Source organism: Paenibacillus sp. Root444D2, assembly GCF_001426375.1.
GTDB lineage: Bacteria > Bacillota > Bacilli > Paenibacillales > NBRC-103111 > Paenibacillus_E.
In genome coordinates, this window is the sequence record NZ_LMEO01000001.1 from 100,274 (window position 1) to 123,740 (window position 23,467).

The window sequence follows — 23,467 nt, forward strand, 5'->3', positions numbered from 1 at the left end:
CCACCGCCGCTTTCTTCAGTAAGTTGTGGGCAAGCTAAAGCCACCCTACCTCCAGACTTACTTTGGGTAAGCCTCAAAGCATGAACCTTTTGAAACCACGATTGTTCTTCCGATCATCAAACGCTGGCTCCAGCTCGATCATACGTCGAAACGCTAGCGTGTAGCCTTCTTCGCTGTGGAGTTCTTCACACACAAACGAGATGATTGGAGGGAATGTCCTTTTTTGAATAGCTGCCCCTCAGTCATTTATGACTTGGGACGCCCCTTAATCGAAATCCCATGTCCTATATGCTCTTTTCCATATTCGCAATTGAAAGATGTTGCAGAAAGTGCAACATTAGCTGCCTAAATCTCGCCATCCTCACACCGTTGTTGCATTGTGTACAACAATTTGGTCCTATACAGGCCCACATCGCAACAAGTGGGCTCAAAATGTTGTACAAACTGCAACTTCAAGTTGCAAAATAGCCTTTTGGCATGTGAATTGTTGTAGAGAATACAACATTCGTAATCCTATAGCCCATCTAACGTCACGAAAGCTGAATGGGACTGTCCCAAACTAACATGGCCGTTGTTTTGTCGTAAAGCCTATCTCTCAGACATCTTCGGCGACTTTTTGGACAGCCAACACTTAATAAAGGGGCAGTCCTCAAGTAGATTTTATCCACTTTGGTGACAGCCCCTTCATTCCACTTTATGGCTTCCTTTACTCAATCAACTAGTCAAAAGAACGACGAGATGGCCAAGACCCCTGCAGCTTGCGAATGAACATGATCTGTCCCGTGTGATAAGCATCATGCATGATGAGGCTATTCACCCAACGGCCAACGGGCAGAGTTCGATTGGGGAAAATGTGCTCGAATTCTTCCTCTTCCCAATTCGAGATCCGATCACGAATCCCCTGATGAACGGATTTCAAACGGTCCAAGGTTTCTTGCCAATCCTTAGTCGACATTGACCTCACGGCAAAAGTATCATCATTGGTTATTTCCTCAGGATAATCGGATTCTTCGCCTGTCATTCTTTTCAATAATCGTTCTTTATAAAAAATTAGATGATGGACATTTTCCCAGATTGTGTTGACATGTTCTCCCTCTGGCCGCCAATTAGCTTGCTCTGCAGTTAACTCTTTAAGCGCATCCGTTAGTGGCGGATACCAGTCTTCCTTCTCATAACAGCTATCCCATCCGTGAAGCAACAGCTCGACCTTATTCATTTCATATCCTCCTTAAATCGCACATTTGTAAGTACCAAAATAACGAGATACACTTTTAATGTACCATGGAATATTTTGGAGGTCAAGTAACTAGCGTAAATCACTTTAAGGTGTTACACCAACTTTAGCTGTGCAATAATTTAATGAAACTACGTCGGTAAATTCCTTACTCTTGTAAAATGGAATAAGTGCTTTCTGCTTTTGTTATTGTAGTTACAACAGCATCATTCATCGTTTTACTCCTCTAACTCTCACCATGTTGTTCACCCCTATTTTTTTACATTTTAAAAAGCCTTAACCGACAAGCGGTCAAGGCTTCTTGTTATTTTTGCCTGGAATCAAAAGGCTCGTCCGTTATTTTGACCTTCCCCTCTGCAAGCTGGTGTATACCGTCACTCGTTCCCGCTGCATACACATCCGAAATTTGTTCTTGTGTAAGGGAGCTGCCTTCTAATTTTTTGTCGCGTGAATCCTTATCATTTTCCACCTCATTCACCTCCATTTTCCTGTTATATCCAATATAGTTTGTACTTTCAGACTGTTCTTATTCTCTACTATTTGCATATCTTATTTAAATATTTCTCCTAAGTGTGGAAAGTCAATAAACGGATTTCGGTTCCCCTGCAATTCATAAATAGCCAAGTTTCTGTGCTTTTCATAAAGAGATACCGGAAATTGCTGATGCCACTTGATTAATAGCTGCAGGTCAACGTAATTATTTATTATGTTTGGATATCTGGTAATAAAATACATAGTAGCCCTAGCGACAATTCCCTTCCCGTATTCAGGCTCAAACTTTTCTTCTTGTAACTTTCCACAGCCTTCCGTTATTCCTAAAGCACGACTTTCCGGAACATAATCAAGAAAATCATAATAAGGATGGTTTCCACGGCGACTATTGCATGTGGGTTCGCAAGCAAATAAATGATGTAAATCTCCCCTCATCGGTTCCTGCTTATCAAACCATGATTGAGGTACAACATGTTCACAATTCAACATATTTTCAGCAGATAAGCTTGTTATGTTTCCACTTACGGTGTTTTTAAGCATTTGAATATCTTCCTCAATGGCAACGAGCGGATCCATCCCTCTCCCGGAATAAATGCTTTTAAGTTTCTTATTCTCATGAATATCAACCCATGGATACACATAACGATAAGGAGAGTAAAATAGCTTATTCTGGTGCGTTTTTTCTAATAAATGAGAAATACCGTCTCTTTCAAATGAACTATTTAGATAATAAATATGTTGGATTTCTTTATCCTTTTGCTCATCATAATAAACGCGGTTAACGCTATAAGCCAAATAGTCTGCAATTGCTTTCTCCCGTTCTGCGGTCAATAATTCAAGGCTATTCATCATAAGCTCAGTAATTTAGCAACAAATTTGGGATTAAATACTTCGGATAGCTCGTCCATTACATTTAAATAGACAAGCCCATTGCCTTCAAGTTTTGGAGAATTCCCTAGGGGTACAGTTCTTTTTATTAATTGAGCATACAGCTCACGCTCTGTGAGATTTCGCTCGAAACTTGCATTCACCAGTACCTTTATTAGCGCCATTGCTCCAGCGACATGTGGAGTTGCCATAGAAGTTCCGCTTAATGTTGCATAAGTTCCGTTTAAATAGGTTGATAAAATTTTTTCTCCAGGGCCCACTAGATCGACTTCATTATTCGAATTAGAAAAATTGGAAGAGTGTCTCTCCAAGTCAATTGCACCTACGCTTATGACTTCGTTATAAGATCCTGGGTAGTCAAACTCGTCTGTAGAATCAACACCATCGCCTTCATTACCTGCCGCACAAATCACAACAATGTTGGATGCTACGGCTTTTTGAATAGCTTCGTGTAACGCAGGAAGATTTTCTGGACCTCCAAGGGACATGGAGATAATATCCGCTTTTTGTTCAATCGCATAGTTAATGCCATTAATTATCCACTCGTATTGACCAGAACCATTTTTATCAAGAACCTTAATAATAAGCAGATTGGCTTCAGGTGCTACACCGACAACACCATTATTATTTTTTGTCGCAGCGATTGTTCCAGCAACATGTGTTCCATGACCGTTATAATCTTTGTATACATCCGTCTTGCCTCCATCATCATTCGTAAAATTAATTCCGCCGACAATACGTTCTTTTAAGTCAGGGTGGGTGATATCACAGCCGGTATCCAGTATGGCAACCGTTATCCCCTTGCCTTTGGTTTGATCCCAGATTTTGGGGGCCTGAATCATTTCCACACCTTTAGGAATTTCGTTGACCTGTTCAATCTTCTCAAGAACTTGAAACGGAATCACATGCACTTGTCGCTCCATTTTAATTTCCTCCTAATTAGGATTAAAATAATAAAGCTTGATTCATTCAAATTTGATGTTGATCGACGGGTTATCTCTATGCTATTATTTGGGGGAACATTTTTAACATATCGTTATATTTTGCTAAAAAAAACAAGAGTGCTACCAACACTCCTGTTTTTTAGATACATTGGCTTTGGGACCTCCTGGGGCTAATGGTTCATACACACCTACCTGATCGTTTAGCGGCGAAGGGGTAGGTTTTTTAGTGTATTCTAACAATAATTAACGCTATAAAAGTTAACAATGCCAAGAGGAAACTCCCAAATTGAAGAATCAACTTTATCATTTCATCTGGTTTCACCTTTACCCTCCTCCTTCCTGACGAAAGGGAGATCCGGGTGGCCTAGTATCTAACAAAAGTGTCTACAAAGAGTCATTTTGGACAGAAAAAGCCTACCCTCATGTAATAGCTGGCTGGCATAGTTTCCCTTAGCCCCTCTAGCTTTGCGTCACCGCCTTTAAACGGTTTTGCCATTATCGTGGGTAGACTTCTATATACTGTAAATCTATTATATGCCTAATTTTTATATAAGAATATAGGGAGTTAGACACATTATAGATTGTAAGTGCATTCAATGAATTTGTCGAACTTAATCAAGAAATACACCGGATCCCAGAAAATCGTCATCCGAGTAGTTCAAAAGCAATGTATGCTAAATCTCCGCCCTTAAGTTCTCATTAACCTGTTGTCTTGCGAACTCATAGAAAGCAAAGGCTTCCTCCCAGGTATGGAATCCTGCCTGTGCGATGATATCGCTACCTCCGCCTTTCCCATTGTAGTTACCTACATATTCTTTGAAGAAGGCTCCACAAGAAAGTGGAGAACTACTGTCGTTAGCAAGAATAACTTTGTTCTCCGCAATAGTAGCGAGCAGCACAGGTGTCTCACTTTCCGAAGCTAGCTTCACCGCCAGGCTTTGCAAATCTTTAAGCGTCTTGTCTTCAAAAACACTTGCTATCAGTTTGCCATCACTATTTGATAACAGCTCCTGCGCTACATAAGCGTTGTTTTTCTCTTTGAGTGCAGCCAATTCAGCCTGCAGGTGCTTCTGTTCATTTTCCCACTTCTCAATTCGGTCGATAATCTCGTCTTTACCGGTGTTGAATTTGGATGACAACGCACCCAATATCCGCTGACTTTCATTAAACTCCTTCAGGGCGCGATACCCGCATAAGAAGTATATCCGAGTGTTTCCCTTTTGTTTTTCTGCTTTCAGCAGCTTAATCATGCCAATTTCGCCCGTTGATGAGACATGTGTCCCACCGCAAGCATTGTATTCTACGCCTTTTATCTCAACAATTCGAATATGATCCGTTACTTTGGGCTGTTTAACTAGCTGCAATTGAGCTACTTCTTCTTGGGTAATAAAATAACTAACAATGCTGTTGTTCAAGTAAATTTGCCGGTTTACTTCGTTCTCGATTGAAGCAAGCTGGTTAAGCGTCAGTTCTGGCTGTTCTACATCGATGGTGGCATAATCATTACCCAAATGAAAGCTTACCGTCATGGCCTGATAGAGGTCTCGGCACACAGCAGAGAGCAGATGCTGGCCACTGTGCTGCTGCATATGGTCGAATCTTATAGTCCAATCGAGCTGGCAAGTCACCTTGCTCTCATCGGGCAAACGTTCCAACTTGTGCAGTACTTCATCTTCTTCAGTGATCACATCAAGCACAGGAATCCCGTTAATATGCCCAACATCGCAGGGCTGTCCGCCCCCGTGTGGGTAAAAAGCTGTCTCCTTCAGGATGACATAATACCCATCTTCTCTTTCAAGCATTTGGTGTATGTCCGTTTGCCATTCGGTTACATAAGCGGAATTGTAATATAGTTTTGTGGACATGGCGAATTCCTTTCTGCTTGCTAGCCATTACAAAGGCTTTTATCATTTAGCTAATTTAACTACAAGTGCTTAACCAACGTGCGCTGTTGAGCACTAGACGCCTGTAAGCTTCCGGTTTAAATGATGGAGCATGATGCCCGGGTTGTAAATAGATAACTTTTCCCAGACCGTAGGCTTGTTCCCAGGCTGCTGGATACCTGTTTCCATCAAATTCGTACTCTAGAAAAACGGTTTTCATGGTAAAAGGGTCAAAATCGAACATATACGGCTCTTCCTCCAGGCTGAAGTCCTCGACACCCTCGAGCAATGGATGATCTTCAACAGATCTGTAATAATCTAGAGATTGGTAAGACGGGTGGCTTGTAAACTTTGCACCGATCAACTGGATCAACTCGTAGCTGCGTTGAACCGAAATGCCATTATGGATCACAAGTAAGCCGCCACCACTCGCCACAAATTGAATCAGGCCTGCGGTTTGTTGCGGAGTTAGATCACGGTTCCAGCAATCCGTATAGGATATGCAAAGTGGAAATTGTTTCCGAGCCAATTCCGTGAAACAGTTATAGTCCTCCGTACTCGTAATCAGAAAATCTTCGCCAAGAATCCCGCTAAGCTCCTCCTGGGCGGGTTCCAATGGATGCCATGGGGCATCTGAGTAGTCACCAACCAAAAGTACATTCGTTTTATCACTCATGCGCTCTTCTCCCCACCTTTTGTTTCACCCTTCTCGCAATAATGACTTCGTAATCGCTAGACCTATCCCCCTCTATCCGTACCGGTTACACAAGCCGTTTTATTGTTCGGCATTTGAACGTCCTCCCCCGTATTGGTGATCGCGTTCTACTAAACCTCTCCCCAATATACCTCGGTTTCATAGTCGAAAAACACATTTCCATCCTGCTCATGCCGTTCAAATATATTCTGCAGTTCCGTCATCATCGGCGCAAAATTGGGGTGCTCAGGTACGGGAATGTAGGAAGATGACATCAACCGTCCCTTCAAACCTTCAAAATCGAAAACCTGAGTAATTGCGAATCGTTCAACCTGCATACTATCGTTCTTGAAGAAAGACGCCAGCGTTTCCTGCGAAATATTTTTATGAGTAACTTTTTCGTAATCGCTTCCGAAAGTACGGAGCAGTAAGTCGTACTCTTCTCTGAATGCATTGCCATGTTCCAAACGCGAGTTCCAGATCAATAGCACCTTCCCGCCCGGCTTTAGAATCCGATGGAATTCGGCTTGTGCAGCCGTGCGATCAAACCAGTGAAAAGCTTGGGCACAAACGATAAAATCGACGGACTTATCTGGCAGACCAGTCGCTTCAGCAGACCCCGATACGGTACGAAAATTTGCATCTGCGCTTAACATTTGCTCAGCGGCTTCCCGCATCGCTTGATTCGGTTCAACAGCGATGACTTGGCTCCCTCTTTGTAAGAGCAGCTTTGAAAAAATACCTGTCCCTGCGCCGATGTCCGCAACTAATGCCTTTGCGCGCAGACCAACGACGTCGTACAAATAATCAATAGCCTCTTTCGGATAACTCGGGCGGAATTTCACATAGGTATCAACGCGATTTGAAAAACGGTCTTTATGATTATTCATCTCATACCTCTCCCATCAGATAAAATACCCATCTACAAACAAAGCGGCCAACTGTTGTTAAGTAAAGAAACTACGATTTTCGTTTCACATGGTGAAACAATGTTTCATGATATACATCTTTATCATATTCAATTATTTGACAAAAGTCCATAACAAATACATGGCTTTACAACACAAAAAACGACCGCTAAATTCGCGGCCATTCAACCTTTTTAACAACTTCAACTATTCTCGAATTCGGCAAGATAACTAGCTCCGAAGGGAGCATCCGGTCTTACAAATTGCCCCATTAAATAACGGCGTGTTGACGTTGTGCGGTCTAAGAACTCTTGATTATTCTCGAAACGATCTGAGCATCGAACCCATGGCGGACTATAGATATAGTGCATGGTATATCGGTCGTAATCACCATCATGAGCGAAAGTCCGATGCCAAACAGCATTATGAAAAAATAATACCGATCCCGCCGGAGCACAGACGACATGACCAATTGGCACATCATCTTTGGCTGATCTAATCGCATCCGGAAGCTGCGCTTGGCTTCTATGGCTTCCTGGGATCATCTCCATATTCCCCGTTCTAGGAAAGGATTGGTCGGTCAATAAGAAAGAAGCTCGTAGCTGAATCAAAGGAATCGGATAGCCGAGTTTACTAAATTCGTAGGCTCCTGACCCATCCTGATGCCATCCCCCCACCCCGCCGAAAGCCGGCTGTTTGGTACACCATGCGGACTGTAAAATGAAGCGATCTCCGTAAAGCGCCCTAACTTTAGGCAATATTGCGGGATGATCAATCAATCGCTCCAAAGCGGCTTCCGTTTCATAGCCTTTTCCGACCTGTGCCCAACCTTTTGAATCGGCTGACTCGTGTAAGCGGATGGATGCTTCAAGGCATTCCTTCACCTCATCTTCTGAGAGTACGTTAGGAATAATCAGATAGCCCCATGATTCAAACATAAACCGATCGAGCTCTGTCAATTCTCCTGGATTAGAAATAGGATTCATAGTAAAGCTCCTCCTTTTTTGAACAAATGATTATTCCTTTGCAGAAAACGCTCCAGTGGAATCTCCTACTACTAAGGCTGACTTTACGATCACTTTAGCGGGCTCTGTCACACTCTCTTGGTTATTCAGCAGTTTAAGCAGAAGCTCCGCCGATTTAACGCCAATTTCCTGCTCATGCTGGTCTATATGAGTGAAGGTAGGGTTCCCGTCTATCTCTGATGAGGGATTATCATACGTTAAAATAGAGAGGTCGCGCGGTACATTTATTCCCAATTTTTTAGCAATGCTACTTATATTCAAGCCCAACTTCAAATTCAATGTAATGAATGCGGTTGCTGTGCGATATTTGAGATAATGATATAACGGGTGTTTTTCTGTGGGGATCAAATCCATCACTTGAAAATCCGTCACAATTAGAGCCGGGTTAATCATCGAGCCTTTTTGTTTCAGTGCTTCCATATAGCCGCGAATCCGCTCATCGACGGTTACTGTATGGATCGAAATATCAGAGCAAATAGCGATGTTTCGATGGCCTAGCTCCCACAGATGGTTGACCGCCAATTGAGCGCTCATCCAATTATCCGAACAAACACAATGGGTTTCAAATCCTGGCAAGTAGCGATCAATGAGCACAAAAGGAAATTTCCGCAGTTTCAGTACCAAGATTTCTTCGTTGTACGTTTCCGCATCAATCGGAAAAATAATAAGTCCGACGGCACCATTCTTCATCAGCTCCTGAATGGCTTCCTTTTCTCGCTCCTTGCTATTGTGAGTTAACACAATCGAGACATAATAATCAGTGTTCTGGAGCACGGAATTGATTCCCTTTAATAGTCGAATTGCAAAGAAATCCTCCAATAAGGGGAGAACAAAGCCGATCATTTTGCGAGATGAAGCACGCTCAATGTGCTCTTTCACATCGGTGACGTCAAGCTGATTGTTCTCCAGGCTCTCATCTGCTTTCGTGCGGTATTCTGGACTAACGAAGCTTCCTCTCCCCGGTATCCGGTAAATCCATCCGTCTTTCGCCAGCTGCGTAAGCGCATTGGAAACCGTCATCCGACTGACACCGAATTGCTCCATCAGCGCTTTTTCCGTTGGAAATTTGTCGTTATCCTCCATTGCTCCTAATTGGATCAACTGTTTAAAATGCTCTTGAATCTGCAAGTATAGCGGTTGTCGTTCATCCGTCCTGGCTGATACCCGCATTCTGCTCATATATCTCCCCCTCAGAAGGGCTCTGTGTAACACATCGCCATGCTTCTTCCATATCCCGAATTAAATCGTCCGGATCCTCAGAACCTATATAGAGTCGAACAAGCGATCCTGTTTGTTGATCATTGTTAGTTAAGGCATTTACATTGATTAAACTCTCGAAGCCACCCCAGCTGGCTCCAATCCGAAAATAGTGCAGATGGTCCGCCCAAGCCCTTAATTTGAAAACCGGCTCATCGGATTCGAACGAAAATAAACTGCTGTACCCTGACATTTGCGTACGAGCTAGATCATGCTGAGGGTGGTTTGTTAACCCAGGATGGTTAACCTTCCGAACAAAATGCTGCCTGCCTAAATATTCGGCGACCTTCCGCCCGCTCGTTTCATGCCGCTGCATCCGCATTGGCAGCGTACGCAGCCCCCGCGTAACCAATCCCGCTGTCTGTGGCGTCATAATGCCGCCGAACAACATATATTCCGTTGACATCAGCGGGTCCATGAATGGATGGGAGCCGACCACAACACCTCCCACGCAGTCGCTATGCCCAGAAATATATTTCGTAATCGAATGGACGACAAGACTAACCCCCATCGTGAGCGGGTTTTGATGACAAGGTGTCGCCCACGAATTGTCAAGAATTGTTACTGCTCCTATGCTTTGTGCCAGCGCCGCACAACTTCGTATATCTTGCAGCTGGAACATCATGCTAGTCGGGCTCTCCAAATACAACAGTTTGGTATTCGGCTGAACCGCACGTTTCCAGTTTTCCAATGAGCTGCCATCGACAAAGGTCGTTTCGACCCCAAACTTTTTCAAGTAGACGCCTAGAAATTCCCGTGTCGGTCCATACGCCTGATGGGTGCAAATGACGTGGTCACCTTGTTTGACAATAGACATAATCGCTGACGAAATTGCTGCCATTCCGGATGAAAAGCACTTGGCCCTCTCCCCTTGCTCCAGCTGGGCGAGCTTGTCCTCTAGGTACCTCACAGTCGGATTATTGCCTCTGGAATACACGAAGTTTTCTTGCTCATCGCATCTTGCCAAATTGAATTGCTCGTACGTATCGAACGAAAATAAACTCGTCTGATAAATGGGAACACTGATGGCGCCGTGATGACGATCATCGTGCTCATCATGCGCCACTATAGAGTACATCTTCTCCTTTGCGCTCATTACCCTTTCACCGCCCCTTGGGTTAGACCTTCTACAATAAATCGCTGTGCTAGAGCAAACAAAAGTATCGTCGGGAGTACAGACAGCACAGTACCGGCGGACATAGAGCCCCAATCCACATTAAATTTGAGGATAAAAGAATTCATCGCTACCGGCAGTGTCTTTAACGATTCGTTATCGATAAACATGACGGCCAGGAAAAGCTCGTTCCAGTTCTGGACGAAAGCAAATATGAACATGGAGGAAATACCCGGCATCATGATCGGGATAATGACTCTCATGAGGGCAGACAGCTGGGAACAGCCATCGATCATCGCCGCTTCCTCCAGATTGGCAGGAATTCGCTGGAAAAAGCCTCGCAGCATAATCGTGGAGAATGGGATCAAGATGACCGTATACATGAGGATCAATGAGATTCGCTGATTAAGCAGATGCAAGTTTGACATCATCATGTAAAGCGGAGCCAAAGCAATGAATCCAGGAAGCATCTGCGTGATGAAGAATCCGAGCATGATTTGTTTGTGGCCGCGAAACCGGAATCGTGCGAGTACATAAGCGCTGCAAATAGCAATTATAATTACGATGAGAGCAGAGGAAATCGAGACGAGAAGGCTGTTGGCAATATATACGTTAAACTTAGACACTTTGAAGATGTTGACGTAATTTTGAAGCGTGAATTGCTCGGGCCAGTAATGAACGGGATAACTGAATATTTCCTTCTGCGGCTTTAACGAGGTGATGACGATCCAGTATAACGGAAATACCATAACAAGTAAGTATACGGAAAGAAAGGCAACTTTGATGAACCGATACCCATAATTTCGTTTCATTTAGAAGTCACCTACTTTCTCCGACTTAGTTACCATCAAATAAAACAAAGTGTACAAAAATAACATGACGATCATAATAACCCCGACTGCCGATGCAGCCCCATAATCTCCGTCATAAATTATTTTATTAAGCATCAAGGAGGATAAAATGTGGGTCGCCCCTCCCGGTCCGCCATTCGTCATGCCGTAAATGAGCGTAGGATCGTTGAAGATCCAAATGACCCGCAGCAGCGTTGTGGCGATGATGGTCGGCATGATGTACGGAATCGTCACATAAAGCAGCTTTCGATAACCGTTCGCTCCATCAATGCTCGCTGCTTCATACAGCTCCGAAGGTATAGATTGCAGAGCAGCCAGCAGCATGATGGTAAAAAAGGCTATCCCGTACCATACGTTAGCGACGATAACGGAGGACATCGCCCATTTGGGATCCGACAAGAATCCGATCCGATCTTCAATCATACCAAAACGCAATAAGAGATCGTTGATGACGCCAATTTGTGAGTTAAACAGCCATTTCCAAATAAGGCCGATCAGAAATCCCGATAATGCCCATGGATAAAAAATAAAGGCTTGGTACACGCCTCGTCCCCAGAATTTCTTGTTCAGGAACAATGCCAGGATGAACCCTAATAGAAATTGCAAAATTAGAGAGAAAAACACCCAGTAGGCGCTGTTTTTTAGTGCTGCAAGAAATTGATGGTCTTGAAACGCATCGACGAAGTTTTGCATGCCGACAAAATGAACCTGCTTCAGATTGAACAGCTTGTAATTTTGAAAAGCCATCACCACTCCCTTGAAGAAGGGATAGTATGTAAAAATCAATACAAGCAGCAGTGCGGGCAGCAAGCTGGAGAGAATGAATTTTTGCCGAGAACTCACATGAACACCCCCCGGTAAGAAAAAGCGGCAAGCGATGACCGCCCGCCGCTTTCAACTACTTCTTTTATTTTTTCATTCCCGCTTTCTGATCTAACCAAAATTTATCCCATTCCTTCAGCGTATCGTCAGTCGATTTCTTGTCGAGCAAATACGATTGCTGCCCTTTCATGCTCAGTTCTCCCCAGCTCCCGTTGCCTGGATATTTGAAAGGCGGTGTAAAGTTGACGAAAACATCTGCTTTTGCAGTCATATCTAGCAGTGTCTTGTAAGGGCCTGTTTGGAAGAACGCATCAGCTGTCGCAGATGTATGAATCGGTATCGTGCCAATTTGCTTAGAAAATTCCGTATTTTCTTTCGGGCTCGAGAGATAAGAAATCAATTTCCACGCTTCGTTCTTACTTTTGGAATTCGCAGTTACGCCCCATCCTGCAGCTCCTGTACTGACCAGCGATTTGCCGTTAGGACCGAGTGGCATCGCTGCCGTTTCTAATGTTTTGGGGTCCATTTTATCCTGAAGCACCTTGATAACGTCTGGATCCTGGAGTAAAATGCCGGTTACCCCAGATGTAAAAGCTTGAACTTGATCCTGGAATCCCCAGTTGATCGAGTCCGGCGGCGACGCCTCTTTATAAAGCTTCTTGTACAGCTCCAAAGCCTGCTTAGCTTCGGGTGTACTGTACACCGACTTGCCGTCTTTCGTAAATGGCGCATCGTCGAGATTCATCACTTTGTCGTTATAATCGTAAATCATATGGTCGAAGTTGCCGTTAGCTCCCGGACCACCGCGGAATGAGAAACCGTACCGATTTTGCTTTGGATCGGTCAATTTTTTGGCAGAATCGACCAGTTCTTCCCACGTCTTCGGTGCAGAAAGACCCTTTGCGTCGAACCAATCTTTCCGATAGAACATTTGTCTTTGATATAGAGCATTCGCGATAAAGTAAAGTTTGCCGTTATTCGAGCCTACAACTTTGGACGTACCAGAGAGCGTTTTACTATCCGCCCAACTTGATGCGTAGGTATCCAATGGTTCCAAATAACCATTATTCACGTACTCGGCAATGTTCAAATCCCGTACCTCGAGAATGTCGAGTTCTTGCTTGGCTGCAAGCATTGTTCTGATTTTATTGTCCGCTTGATCAAATGGCGGTGATATGAGCTCCACTTTGATGTTCGGATTGTCCTTTTGAAACCGAGCTATGGCATCTTGAAGCAGTTTGGTGCGTTCTGGACTTGTTAAACTTTCAATCATATGAAGCGTTACTTGCTTGGCAGGAGGCTCAGTGCTCTTCACGCTCTCACTGGGCGCCGCCGTATTGCCGCTTGGAGTTGCCGTATTCTCGGAGCTTCCACTCCCACTACACCCTGCTAAGGTACCCAATAACATAACGCCGGCAAACAAAGTTGTCCATCCTTTGACCACAGCTGCCCCCATATCTGACGCCCTCCTCAAATTAGTCATATTCAACTATATTGTCTTAATTAAATAGATATGTCTTATTGCTGCTGCTTTGTTTAATAAATAGGCTGTGTTAAAGGTAAATGTTGATAATTGAAACCTCACCGTTTCCCTTTTATAATTAATATAGGAACAAGCATTCGGGGAAGGTTGTAAGGGAGACTCTCTTTACAGAGGAATTTAAATTTAAATCTCGAATATCTAATGTAATCGGATAGCTATAAATTTGATGACAGACAGGAGTTAGATACGATGATAAAAGGTTTCGGAGGAATATTTTGGAGAACTAAGAATCTTGAAGTTATAAAAAACTGGTACAGTGAAGTGTTGAAGATTGAAATAGAAAATTGGAATGGGACTGTGATAAAACCCCAATTAGGAAATGAGACTATTTTTTCTTTCTTTACCGAGAATGACAGTTATTTTCCAACAGAACAACAAGTGATGTTAAATTTCGAAGTACATAATCTAAACGAGACTATTAAGCATCTTGAACATATTGGTGTACCTCTTGCAAAGAAAAAAGAGACTAGTGAATATGGAATGTTTATTTGGATAGAAGATCCTGAAGGTCGACTGGTCGAGCTTTGGGAGAAATAACGAGTTGTCATTCATTTGCTATTGAGCTAACGGGGGCGCCAATAAATAAAAAAACGCTAATGACAGTTACTTGTCATCAACGTTTTTTTAATTTCTTATCCCCCTTCATTAACAACATGGTTTTGGTTATGTTCAACAATAAGAGCAGCCCGCATGAGCTCTCTCATGACATCGGATTGCAGTTGTGGATTTAAATAGAGGGTTTTGATATACAGCTGGCCTTTTTCACTCGACGTGTATTTGGGAGGTATGCGATTTAAAACTAGAGCAAGAATATCCTCTTTGCAATGCTGACATCCGCATTTGATCTCATAGCTCTTTTGGAACTCTTCATATAAATTGCTAACGATTGCTTCTACTGCATTAACTAACCCCATACGTGTTCAGACCCCTCTGTACCGGCATTTTTCGCTCAAAAACGATTGATGCTATCCGTAAATCATCAACCTTTAACTAAAGTCTCATGTACCTATTCAATCATGAATATGTTTAGTAAGTGTTAGGTTGTCATAAATGGAACCCTTATTAAAATTCATCTTTTTTCAAAATAAAAAAACGAGGAAGCCTTTAAGAAGCACCCTCGTTTTTATGATGTTATACGGTTTCCGTGCTGTTTATGAATGCTTTCAAACGCTCTAACTGAAGAAGATGATGGCGATAATGCATCTCAATGAGTGAAAACCATTCTTTCGCGTTAAGCGCGCCTAATCTTGGATGCAACGCGGTACATCTCGGAGATATGTCCTCAAGCATAGGCTCGATTTCTTTCATTTTTTGGAGCACCGTATGCATGCCATCGATGATCTGCTGCTTACTATCTGGCTGCTCAGGTGTATATTGAGGAGAAGCTGGAACCCTAATGCGTTCAGGTGGAAAACCGCCTAGCGCAAAGATGGCTGCTCCCGCTTCCGTTTTTTCTCCTACAGTATCAATTTCATCTGCATTCTGACTTCGGCATTTATCAATATTGCCAATCTGCATATAAATTGCTGTTTTGATGAGATGGAGATACAACTGTCCAAGCGACCATTCATTCTCATTTGACTGAAGCTTCAGTTGCTCAATGCTTAGCGGATGTAATTCCTCTAGGTATTGGTGAGTAAGTTCCTCAATTCGTTTCAAAGTTTCGGCTGTTTTCATCATGTTATTAGCTCCTCTCGTATCTTGTACCTTTAGTATACCAAACACTACTGACAACTGTATGTCAGTAGTGTTTATGTGTTTTAAGATTTTCGTATGAGATAAATTCCTTGCGGAATGGCGACCCAGAAGCCCGATATAGGCATTATTATTGCCCCGACAACAGACAAAATGAGTATATGCCAGCCTACAAAGCGGGGGATTGCAATGCCTTTCTCTTTGGTCATCCAACGCAACATTCGTCCAATAAACCACAATAAAACACCAAATAATAAAAACCAGATAGCTGCCATCCTGTCGAAGGAATGACCAACAGAATTCCATACCCCCACTTTCACCATCTCATTGAGCGGTTTCCAAAAAATAATCAAACCGACTACATTATGAAGATAAGATGTCCACTCCATCATCCATCCGCTGTGTTTCTGAATGGCCATGCTGCACCTCCTTAGCGTTCCGTTGTTATAAAACTATCGAACATAGACATAGCTCTAATCCTCAACTGGAATCTGTTTCAAATGATTAGATTCGCTCACTTGTTTCATGGAATCATCTTCTTCTAACCGGATAATAGCCGCATCAAGCAGAGATTTGACTCCTAATAGGGCTTCTTTTTCCGCTTGACGAAAATGTGCTCTTGCTTCCTTTGGAACGAGTCTTGCCATAGCGATGTTTTTAATTTCCTCGAAGAGGTGCGCAATGTTTTCTAGATCCTGCATGTTTGTGCGGATACTCATGAATCTTCTCCTCCCTTTCTATTTACAATTCTTCGTTCGGACCGAAATGTATGGTAAGTATGCTGTCTGCAAGACGTGCAGCCTCCACCTGTCGACCCAGCAAGACCCTCGGCAGTGCAACAATCCGTCTATAGCTGCCCACCTGCAGTGTCAATTCATCGCCTTTTTGGTTTAATTGGAGTTGTTTCTTTTCGGTAAAAGGCAGCGAGATGCGGAGCTCATATCCTGTGTCTGTTTTCTTCACTTCCTCTATGATTCCTCTGTGTAGAATCGCTCCGCATTCCCGTTCGTGGAAAGCCGCTGCTGCAACGCGCTCAAGCATCTCCTTACCAACAACCTCAAGAGGCATTAGAGGTACTTTCAAGATTGGCAGAGGACTAAAGCATTGGACAATTTCTTCTTCGTACTTGTTCTGAATTTGTTTCCACTGCGCGAAATACCCTTCGGATGCTTCTTCGGAAAGCACTTTATTAACGATGACCGCGTCGGTATGAAATCCGTATAAGTTGAGGTTAGTAAAGGCTCTCCGCGCTTCGGAAATAACCATTTTTTCCGGATTAACGACAAGGCGAATACTAGTAATTTCGGGATCGGCGATCACCTGCTGCAGCTTTTCCAATTGATCGACAACTTGGCTGAAGCTGTCCATAACATCGTCGCTGGGCAGTTCCAAGCCCTTGGTCACTTTCATAATCGGGCGAGCTAGCTTGAGAATTTTACGCTCGTAAGGGAATATATTTCGCACCCACCATCTAAGGAGCTGGGGATAGCTAAGTAAACGAAGTGTTTCTCCGGTAGGTGCGCAATCTACAATGATTGCATCATACAATCCACTTTCGGCATGCTCCTTAATTCGTAAGAGACTAAATAGTTCTTCAAAGCCTGGAAACACCATAAGCTCTTCAGATCCGATATCATCTAGGTTGGCCCACTGCATAAAGTTCGAGAACCAATTGCGAACACTTCCCCAATACCGCTGCGTTTCCTTTAAGCTATCGATTTCTTGCGCCCACAAACGCTCATGAATTAAAATGGGTTCGTGCTGCAGCGGAATACCGAGCGAATCCGACAAGCTGTGGGCAGCATCCGTACTTATCACGATTGTTCGTTTTCCTTCGGCAGCCATTTGGTAAGCCGTTGCTGCGGCGATACTGGTTTTTCCCACTCCGCCTTTACCTGTGTAAATAATAATGCGCAAGCTTAGCACCTCCAATAGTACGATTTCGTAGTAATTACACAAAAAAATTTAATCGATTTCAATCGTCCTCGTCTGCGTCGATTTCGAAGGTCCGGCAGGATTTGCATTCTGCTGCAAAGCTTTAGCCACTTTTAACGAGAGATGAATGAATTGCTGAAGCTCCTCAGCCGTCAAGGCATTTTCAATACGCCCAAACATGACATTCATCGTACCCAGCGCCTCTTCGGCAATCAGTTCCCCGTCCTCCGTCAATCGATTAACAATGATTCGCTGATCTTGCTGCGATTTCTCTCTATAGATATAGCCTTTTCGAACAAGCCGCTTGGCAATACTGGTCGCCGTACTAAGAGGCGCACCCAAGTGATCTGCCATTTGGGACATTGTCAGCTGCCCATGAAATTTCAGCAACAACAATGTGGAAAAATCAGAACTCGTGAGCTGCAGTTCCAGGTAGGTCGTATCAGGAAACATACTAAGTGGACGAAGTCCATTTTTGAAAATAAGCTCAAACAGCTGCTGCATGAACATTCCTTTCTTCTTACCATAAACTACGATATCGTAATTAATTTCTACTGTTAAATTACTACGTAATCGTAGTAATGTCAACTGTTCATGCTGGAATCTTTTTTGATCAATTGGAACTTTGATTGCGATATACATTGAACAGATACATTGAACAGATCAAAAAAAGCAAGTCGCCATGACGTCCTGCTCGTTGGTGTCTTTTTGAATATAATTTTTATAACAATGGGGAAAATAAGCGTGCTGTTTGCTCGATTATACGCTGTGGATAGGAGCGTTGTATTAATTCTTCCATTTGCAATGGTACGGAATCAAGTAGATCACGCTCGAATTGCTCTGTGAGTTCGCGTCCCACATCGGCACTGTATAAGAGTTCAATGACCTCGAAATTTAAACGAAAACTTCGCATATCGTAATTCGCCGAACCTACGCCTGCCATTTCTTCATCAATGATCATTACCTTTGCGTGAAGCATGTCTTTCTCATACATATAAATTTGAACTCCTGATTCAATCAATTCTCCATAATATGTACGGCTCGCAGGTCCCACGATTTTGGGAATAACATGACGTGGAACCAGCAATCGTACACGCACACCGCGTGCCACGGCTGTCTTCAACGCCATAATGATATCTGATTCGGGCACAAAGTAAGGTGTGGTAATATCTATGGACTTAGTCGCTTGTGTCAGACAAATGAAGTAAGCCTGCCGGATAACTTCAGTAGGAATCCCAGGATTACTCTCTAACGTTTGCATGTATGCATAGTGCAGCGACTCTGTGCCAGAAACGGGATCAACGCCCGCATCCAATTCCGCACCCCATTCTTCCGACCATCCGGAAAGTGAAACTTTGACACTTGGAATGATTGGCTTTGACCTATTTCTTATACCCTGTTTAGCCTTTTGCGGAATCTTTTCCTTCGAAGCAATATTCCAATGGACATCGAATATTGTCCGCAAATCAATTGCAACTTCTCCGACTAATCGCATATGAGTATCACGCCAAAAGCCTACGTCTGGCTTTAATCCTGTATACTCATCCCCTACATTGATACCACCTGTGAAAGCTTCGATTCCATCGATGACGACAATCTTACAATGATCCCGATAAGTCAAAGTGGGTATCCAAGGAAAACTCAATGGAAATATCGTCCGGCATTCAATTCCGGCATCCATCATCCGATTGATCACATGTTTTGGAAATTGTTTACTCCCCCATCCGTCTCTAATGAAACGGATCTTCACGCCAGCTTCGGCTCGTTCAATCAGGATATCCGTAATTCGTTTGCCAATCTGGTCATCCCGATATGTGTAATACTCCACTTCCACGGTGCTTTGCGCATTCTGTAGGGATGCGATAAGTTTATAATAGGTTTCTATGCCGTTCGTAAGCAATTGAACTCGGCCACTCCTAAGTCCATGCACCGTCAACTGACTTACAGATTGAGCGATGATGGAGGAAGCAGGACTGAACGAATTAGGCAATGGATCTGACACATTGTTCGGAGAAGTGAGTCTCTCTTTACAAAAATGAATTGGGTTGGCAATGATAAGATATATGACGTATCCAAGAACAGGAAATATCAGACCTATAGCTAGCCAGTTCAAAGCTTTTTCCGGACGACGTACTTCACGGATCGCTACGATTAACATAAAGATTGTATTCAAAACATAAAGTCCAATAAACCCCATGAAATAGCCCCCCAAAGTTATATTCAAGCCACAACATATAGTAATAAACATCCAAAAACTTTCACACTAAAGCTTTTTCTTATGATTCACAAAGGCAACGAATTGCATACTAACTAATTGGAAAGTAGTTTTACTGATGAATAAAAAACCGCTTATTTCCTGTTTAAGGAATTAAGCGGTATCCGTATCAAAATCTTTGATTTCTTGATTTCCTAAGAAAGTTAATTAACAATAAGAATACTAACTGCACGAGTCCAAAAATAATTGCTTCCATCACTACCAACAACTCTAGAATTTGACCAAATGGTTTAAAGAAAGTTTCTGTTTTTGGGATATACATATTTACCAGTAGAATAGAAACTATGCATGATAAAATGAAACCTATTAGTATGTTTTTATAATTTCTAATAAATATGAATGGAACTACACTAGCTATGAAATAAAAATATGAAATTTTATAAAAATAATCAAAATACATTGCTACAAATATCAACGGCGAACAACATAAACCTATTAAAATCTGCAGTATCTTTTTATTCAATTAGTTCACATTCTTTCATTACTCTACTATTCAATCACAGCTATAGCATCAATCTGAACCATAAAACCCATATTTGATGGTCCTATGGTTCGTGCTGGGTATGGTTTAGAAAAGTAGTCTTTGTAAATCAAATTAAATTCATCGAAGCCTGCTCCTTCTCCAAGGAAGACTGTTACTTTAACAACATCTTTCAAAGCAGCGCCCGATTCTTCTAAAATTGCTTTCAGGTTTTCTAATGCCCTTCTCGCTTGTTCATCCAAAGTACTTCCTACTACCCTACCAGTTTCAGGATCAAAAGGTCCTTGTCCAGCTACGTATACCGTATTACCTGCTTTAATTGCCTGCGAATAGGGCATTCCCCCTGGGTTTTGTGCTTTCTCTGTAAAAATAACTTCTTTCATGGTATACCTCCAAACAGTTATGGTTTAGTAGCTTTCCAAATATAAATAATAGATGGCGCCCTGAAACTCTTCAATTTCGATATTAATAAATCCATTAACGAGTAATCGCTAATGAATTATCAAAACCTGTGATAACATTTCCTATCCTCCCCATCTTCCTAGTAAAGCATTTAGCCATCCGTTGATTAATTCAATAAATCCCAAAAAATCCCTGCATTTTTTCGTAATTTGCACCTATTTAACGTTCTAAGGAAGTTGATTTTCATAATACTTCACTAATTCAATAACCATGGCCCCCATCCGTTCAATTTCAGGTACTATTACATGGTCCAGTTTTTCATCTCTCAACGCTTCTTCCGTTACTTTGCCGACCGCGACTGCATGTACTCGTGTGTTGAACGATTCTCGAACGATATCCGTAATCCCCTGACGTTTCGCATATTCAAACAGATATCGCACCTGCACCGCGGTTGTGAAACAAACAGCATCAATCGATTTCGTTGAAAGTTCATGACATAGCGTCTCCAAAGTGGATGATTCCGGCTCTACATGGCGATAAGGCAGCAGTTGAATAACATTTGCCCCCTGATTCTCTAAGAACTGGATCAAATCGGGCTGAGGTTCACCATGTAACTGGACAACTACTGTTTTGCCCGCGAAATCGCAAAAGTCCATACTTTGAATTAACCCTTGTGTCGTTCCATCCTCATCGACAACTTCAGGTTTTATACCCAATTTCTTAAGCAAAGCATACGTCTTATATCCGCGTGCCGCTACCTTCGCTTCCTTCATTTTTTGAATCAAGGTTGAGTGAATTCCTAACCGTTCTGCAGCACCCAGCAGCGTATCTGTTCCTGTGCCTGTTGTAAGAACAAACCAATCAATCTTGTTATTCACGCAAAATATTAATTCTTGTTCTATCGCCGATTCATCAAAATATAAAAGGCCTTGCAAAGGACGAATGACAGGGATACCTCCCTGCTTCTCAATTAATAGGCTCATTTCTTCTGTTTTTCTTGAGCCCGCAATAACGATTTTCTTGTTGTTCAACTTTTCCATTTTCTATGAATCCCCCTCCGAATGCCATCCCTTTAATAGTAATTGTTTTCAAGACATTTTAAAATGACCACGCTTCGCATTATGCAGCGAAGACGTGGTCATTTTTATCCGATCGAATACCGAATATACGCTAGCAAGGCTAATAATCCTGCAGCAATTGAAATCACATAAAAAGAGGTAAGTCTAACCCATTTCACCTCTGTTTTTTGGAAATAGGATTGATCACCTTCACGATTCTTACGAGAAAAACCAATCATAAAGGTAACGACTAAACCAAATAATAGTATGATTGAAAATATCCCGAAATAGATATACATATTCATAAAATAACCACCTTTTCATAGTAAAATGGATCCTTCGGTGAAAATTATATAGGAATTCGATTTTAAATTCATCAACCACTTTCGTGCTATTTATACCATCCAATTTATGAAGCTAGCTCGTTATTTTCTATTTATGGAGGAACTACTTATGAACCATGATAATATCATTATAGCTTGAATGAACTTGTTCGAAGCTAATAATCACAAAAAGCCGCTATCTATAAAAGACTGCGGCTTTTTGTGATTATACTTGCTTTATGACTTCATTCCGCTCACAAGCTCTTCAATCACCTCGCTAAGTGGTGTAACCGGGCGACCAAGAAGTGTCTGAAGATCGTTGCTCTTTAGTTCTAGAACGCCATCTCTAATCGCGCTTTGGATAGCAACAAGAATGGGAACGACTTGCTCAGGAACCCCTGCGCCGATCATGATTTTACCGTAAGTCTCATCGTCAACTTGCTGAATTGGAACCTCACGATCAAGGACCTTTGCCAGAACCGCCGCGAGTTCTTCATGTGTGATCAGTGTGCCTGATAGCTCATAAACGGTATTCTCATGTCCGTTACCTGCAAGCACATTTGCTGCCGCTTGTGCATAATCCCCACGAGAAGCCCACCCTACCTTGCCGGCTCCTGCAGAAGTCACGAGCGGTGCACCCGCCAATACCCCTTGTATCGTTCCAATCTCATTCTCAATGTACCAGTTATTACGCAGGAATGAGTAAGGAATTCCCGTTTTGCGAATCGCTTGCTCTGTCGCGCGATGCACTGGCACGAGAAAGAGAGAGCTTTCCTCTGCGTTTGTGGCACTAGTATACGCGATGAAACCAACCCCAGCGCGCTCAGCCGCGGATACAGCAGCTAAATGTTGACGAATTCGAGTTTCGTTATCCCCTTGCGTCGAAACGATAAGCAGGCGGTCAACATCAGCGAACGCTTTATCAAGAGATGCTGGATCATCAAAATCACCATGGCGTACTTCAACTCCCCGAGAACTTAATTCGGTTGCTTTCTCCGTATCTCTTACGCTAACAGCTAATTTTTCAGCTGGTACAGATGCAAGTAAAGCCTCCACCACTTTTGATCCTAATTGTCCCGTAGCACCAGTTACTAGAATTTTCATTTGTTAAAAACCTCCATCGGATTATTTATTAATGAGTTAGAATCACTTTGGTTATAACTATTTCAGTTACAACTAAATTATAAAAATTAGCTCATTTAAGAGCTATTTTTATTTAAAATTAGATATCAGCTGTTGCAAGGAAACGTTTGACAATTTTTGTTCCATCGCGGTTTGAGCATCGCGCATTTCTGCACGAAGGGCTGATTCAATATTTCTCCCTACCGTACAATTGGGGTTAGGATGGTTGTGGAAATTAAACAATTCCCCATTCTCGATCACTTTCACTGCCCGGTATACATCAAGTAATGTAATTTGATCTGTATCCTTACACAGCGAAGTTCCGCCAACTCCAGCACGTACTTCAACGAGTCCTGCCTTCTTCAGCATCCCAATAATTTTGCGAATGATGACAGGATTCGTATTCACGCTGCCAGCTATGAAATCACCTGTACATTCCGTTGGAATTGTCGCAATTAACGACAGGATATGAACAGCTATCGAAAAGCGACTGCTAATCTGTTTCATTCATCATCACCTAC

The 23,467-nt window shown here is 42.6% G+C and carries 27 protein-coding genes, 1 pseudogene and 1 riboswitch; of the genes and pseudogenes, 1 reads left to right on the forward strand and 27 read right to left on the reverse strand.

The genetic code is table 11. The features are described 5' to 3' along the window. Positions 1-34: 34 nt before the first annotated feature. The 15 genes and pseudogenes from ASD40_RS39320 to ASD40_RS00495 all read right to left on the reverse strand — a co-directional run. A pseudogene (locus tag ASD40_RS39320) lies at positions 35-187 on the reverse strand (transposase); the annotation flags it as partial. A gap of 531 nt (positions 188-718) precedes the next feature. After that, positions 719-1,216, reverse strand: a complete 498-nt coding sequence (locus ASD40_RS00440; protein ID WP_057301391.1) for a DinB family protein — start codon at positions 1,214-1,216, stop codon at positions 719-721. Between the two features lie 322 nt (positions 1,217-1,538). Continuing rightward, positions 1,539-1,703 carry a DUF4025 domain-containing protein gene (locus tag ASD40_RS36935; protein WP_162251184.1) on the reverse strand — a complete coding sequence of 55 codons (165 nt, stop codon included), beginning with the start codon at positions 1,701-1,703 and terminating at the stop codon, positions 1,539-1,541. A gap of 80 nt (positions 1,704-1,783) precedes the next feature. After that, positions 1,784-2,578: an endonuclease I family protein gene (locus tag ASD40_RS00445; RefSeq protein WP_057301392.1), complete on the reverse strand. Its 795-nt coding sequence runs from the start codon at positions 2,576-2,578 to the stop codon at positions 1,784-1,786. Further along, positions 2,575-3,537, reverse strand: coding sequence for a S8 family peptidase (locus tag ASD40_RS00450; protein ID WP_057301393.1), 963 nt, complete (start codon positions 3,535-3,537; stop codon positions 2,575-2,577). Before ASD40_RS00450 ends, ASD40_RS00445 begins: the two co-directional genes overlap by 4 nt. A 244-nt stretch (positions 3,538-3,781) precedes the next feature. After that, positions 3,782-3,865: a putative holin-like toxin gene (locus ASD40_RS39325; protein ID WP_367618672.1), complete on the reverse strand. Its 84-nt coding sequence runs from the start codon at positions 3,863-3,865 to the stop codon at positions 3,782-3,784. Between the two features lie 116 nt (positions 3,866-3,981). Continuing rightward, positions 3,982-4,062, reverse strand: a riboswitch (cyclic di-GMP riboswitch). A gap of 170 nt (positions 4,063-4,232) precedes the next feature. Continuing rightward, positions 4,233-5,423, reverse strand: a complete 1,191-nt coding sequence (locus ASD40_RS00455) for an alanyl-tRNA editing protein (RefSeq protein ID WP_057301394.1) — start codon at positions 5,421-5,423, stop codon at positions 4,233-4,235. 55 nt (positions 5,424-5,478) lie between these two features. Further along, positions 5,479-6,117 carry a ThuA domain-containing protein gene (locus tag ASD40_RS00460; protein ID WP_057301395.1) on the reverse strand — a complete coding sequence of 213 codons (639 nt, stop codon included), beginning with the start codon at positions 6,115-6,117 and terminating at the stop codon, positions 5,479-5,481. A 149-nt stretch (positions 6,118-6,266) separates the two neighbouring features. Beyond that, positions 6,267-7,025, reverse strand: a complete 759-nt coding sequence (locus tag ASD40_RS00465) for a class I SAM-dependent methyltransferase (RefSeq protein ID WP_057301396.1) — start codon at positions 7,023-7,025, stop codon at positions 6,267-6,269. A 221-nt stretch (positions 7,026-7,246) separates the two neighbouring features. After that, complete coding sequence (locus ASD40_RS00470) at positions 7,247-8,029, reverse strand: phytanoyl-CoA dioxygenase family protein (RefSeq protein ID WP_057301397.1); 783 nt, start codon at positions 8,027-8,029, stop codon at positions 7,247-7,249. Positions 8,030-8,059: 30 nt separating this feature from the next. Continuing rightward, positions 8,060-9,247, reverse strand: coding sequence for a GntR family transcriptional regulator (locus ASD40_RS00475; RefSeq protein WP_235549122.1), 1,188 nt, complete (start codon positions 9,245-9,247; stop codon positions 8,060-8,062). Beyond that, entirely contained in the window at positions 9,213-10,421 is a 1,209-nt protein-coding gene (locus ASD40_RS00480) for a trans-sulfuration enzyme family protein (RefSeq protein WP_057301398.1), read from the reverse strand. Before ASD40_RS00480 ends, ASD40_RS00475 begins: the two co-directional genes overlap by 35 nt. Further along, positions 10,421-11,251 carry a carbohydrate ABC transporter permease gene (locus ASD40_RS00485; protein ID WP_057301399.1) on the reverse strand — a complete coding sequence of 277 codons (831 nt, stop codon included), beginning with the start codon at positions 11,249-11,251 and terminating at the stop codon, positions 10,421-10,423. The genes ASD40_RS00480 and ASD40_RS00485 overlap by 1 nt, the downstream gene beginning before the upstream one ends. Next, positions 11,252-12,133: a carbohydrate ABC transporter permease gene (locus tag ASD40_RS00490; protein ID WP_057301400.1), complete on the reverse strand. Its 882-nt coding sequence runs from the start codon at positions 12,131-12,133 to the stop codon at positions 11,252-11,254. 64 nt (positions 12,134-12,197) lie between these two features. Further along, positions 12,198-13,568 (reverse strand): ABC transporter substrate-binding protein, encoded by a 1,371-nt coding sequence (locus ASD40_RS00495; RefSeq protein ID WP_057301401.1) that lies wholly within the window; start codon positions 13,566-13,568, stop codon positions 12,198-12,200. A 276-nt stretch (positions 13,569-13,844) separates the two neighbouring features. Between ASD40_RS00495 and ASD40_RS00500 the strand changes: the two genes are divergently transcribed. Then, positions 13,845-14,192 carry a VOC family protein gene (locus ASD40_RS00500; protein ID WP_057301402.1) on the forward strand — a complete coding sequence of 116 codons (348 nt, stop codon included), beginning with the start codon at positions 13,845-13,847 and terminating at the stop codon, positions 14,190-14,192. Between the two features lie 95 nt (positions 14,193-14,287). Here ASD40_RS00500 and ASD40_RS00505 read toward each other — a convergent pair whose 3' ends face one another. The 12 genes from ASD40_RS00505 to ASD40_RS00565 form a co-directional block, all read right to left on the reverse strand. Continuing rightward, positions 14,288-14,569 (reverse strand): late competence development ComFB family protein, encoded by a 282-nt coding sequence (locus ASD40_RS00505; RefSeq protein ID WP_057301403.1) that lies wholly within the window; start codon positions 14,567-14,569, stop codon positions 14,288-14,290. A 217-nt stretch (positions 14,570-14,786) separates the two neighbouring features. After that, positions 14,787-15,332: a DinB family protein gene (locus tag ASD40_RS00510; protein WP_057301674.1), complete on the reverse strand. Its 546-nt coding sequence runs from the start codon at positions 15,330-15,332 to the stop codon at positions 14,787-14,789. 83 nt (positions 15,333-15,415) lie between these two features. Beyond that, complete coding sequence (locus ASD40_RS00515) at positions 15,416-15,769, reverse strand: DUF6463 family protein (RefSeq protein ID WP_057301404.1); 354 nt, start codon at positions 15,767-15,769, stop codon at positions 15,416-15,418. A 54-nt stretch (positions 15,770-15,823) separates the two neighbouring features. Then, entirely contained in the window at positions 15,824-16,069 is a 246-nt protein-coding gene (locus ASD40_RS00520) for a hypothetical protein (RefSeq protein ID WP_057301405.1), read from the reverse strand. 22 nt (positions 16,070-16,091) lie between these two features. Further along, positions 16,092-17,267 carry an ArsA family ATPase gene (locus tag ASD40_RS00525; protein WP_057301406.1) on the reverse strand — a complete coding sequence of 392 codons (1,176 nt, stop codon included), beginning with the start codon at positions 17,265-17,267 and terminating at the stop codon, positions 16,092-16,094. A gap of 48 nt (positions 17,268-17,315) precedes the next feature. After that, positions 17,316-17,873 carry a MarR family winged helix-turn-helix transcriptional regulator gene (locus ASD40_RS00530; RefSeq protein WP_235549123.1) on the reverse strand — a complete coding sequence of 186 codons (558 nt, stop codon included), beginning with the start codon at positions 17,871-17,873 and terminating at the stop codon, positions 17,316-17,318. A gap of 133 nt (positions 17,874-18,006) precedes the next feature. Beyond that, positions 18,007-19,482 (reverse strand): phospholipase D-like domain-containing protein, encoded by a 1,476-nt coding sequence (locus tag ASD40_RS00535; RefSeq protein WP_057301407.1) that lies wholly within the window; start codon positions 19,480-19,482, stop codon positions 18,007-18,009. A gap of 567 nt (positions 19,483-20,049) precedes the next feature. Beyond that, on the reverse strand, positions 20,050-20,424 hold the full coding sequence (locus tag ASD40_RS00545; protein ID WP_057301409.1) for a Rid family detoxifying hydrolase: 375 nt from the start codon (positions 20,422-20,424) through the stop codon (positions 20,050-20,052). Positions 20,425-20,670: 246 nt separating this feature from the next. After that, positions 20,671-21,483: a uroporphyrinogen-III synthase gene (locus tag ASD40_RS00550; protein ID WP_057301410.1), complete on the reverse strand. Its 813-nt coding sequence runs from the start codon at positions 21,481-21,483 to the stop codon at positions 20,671-20,673. Positions 21,484-21,587: 104 nt separating this feature from the next. After that, positions 21,588-21,806: a hypothetical protein gene (locus tag ASD40_RS00555; protein ID WP_057301411.1), complete on the reverse strand. Its 219-nt coding sequence runs from the start codon at positions 21,804-21,806 to the stop codon at positions 21,588-21,590. Positions 21,807-22,061: 255 nt separating this feature from the next. After that, positions 22,062-22,928 carry an SDR family oxidoreductase gene (locus ASD40_RS00560; RefSeq protein WP_057301412.1) on the reverse strand — a complete coding sequence of 289 codons (867 nt, stop codon included), beginning with the start codon at positions 22,926-22,928 and terminating at the stop codon, positions 22,062-22,064. A 108-nt stretch (positions 22,929-23,036) separates the two neighbouring features. Continuing rightward, positions 23,037-23,453 (reverse strand): Rrf2 family transcriptional regulator, encoded by a 417-nt coding sequence (locus ASD40_RS00565; protein ID WP_057301413.1) that lies wholly within the window; start codon positions 23,451-23,453, stop codon positions 23,037-23,039. Between the last annotated feature and the right edge of the window lie 14 nt (positions 23,454-23,467).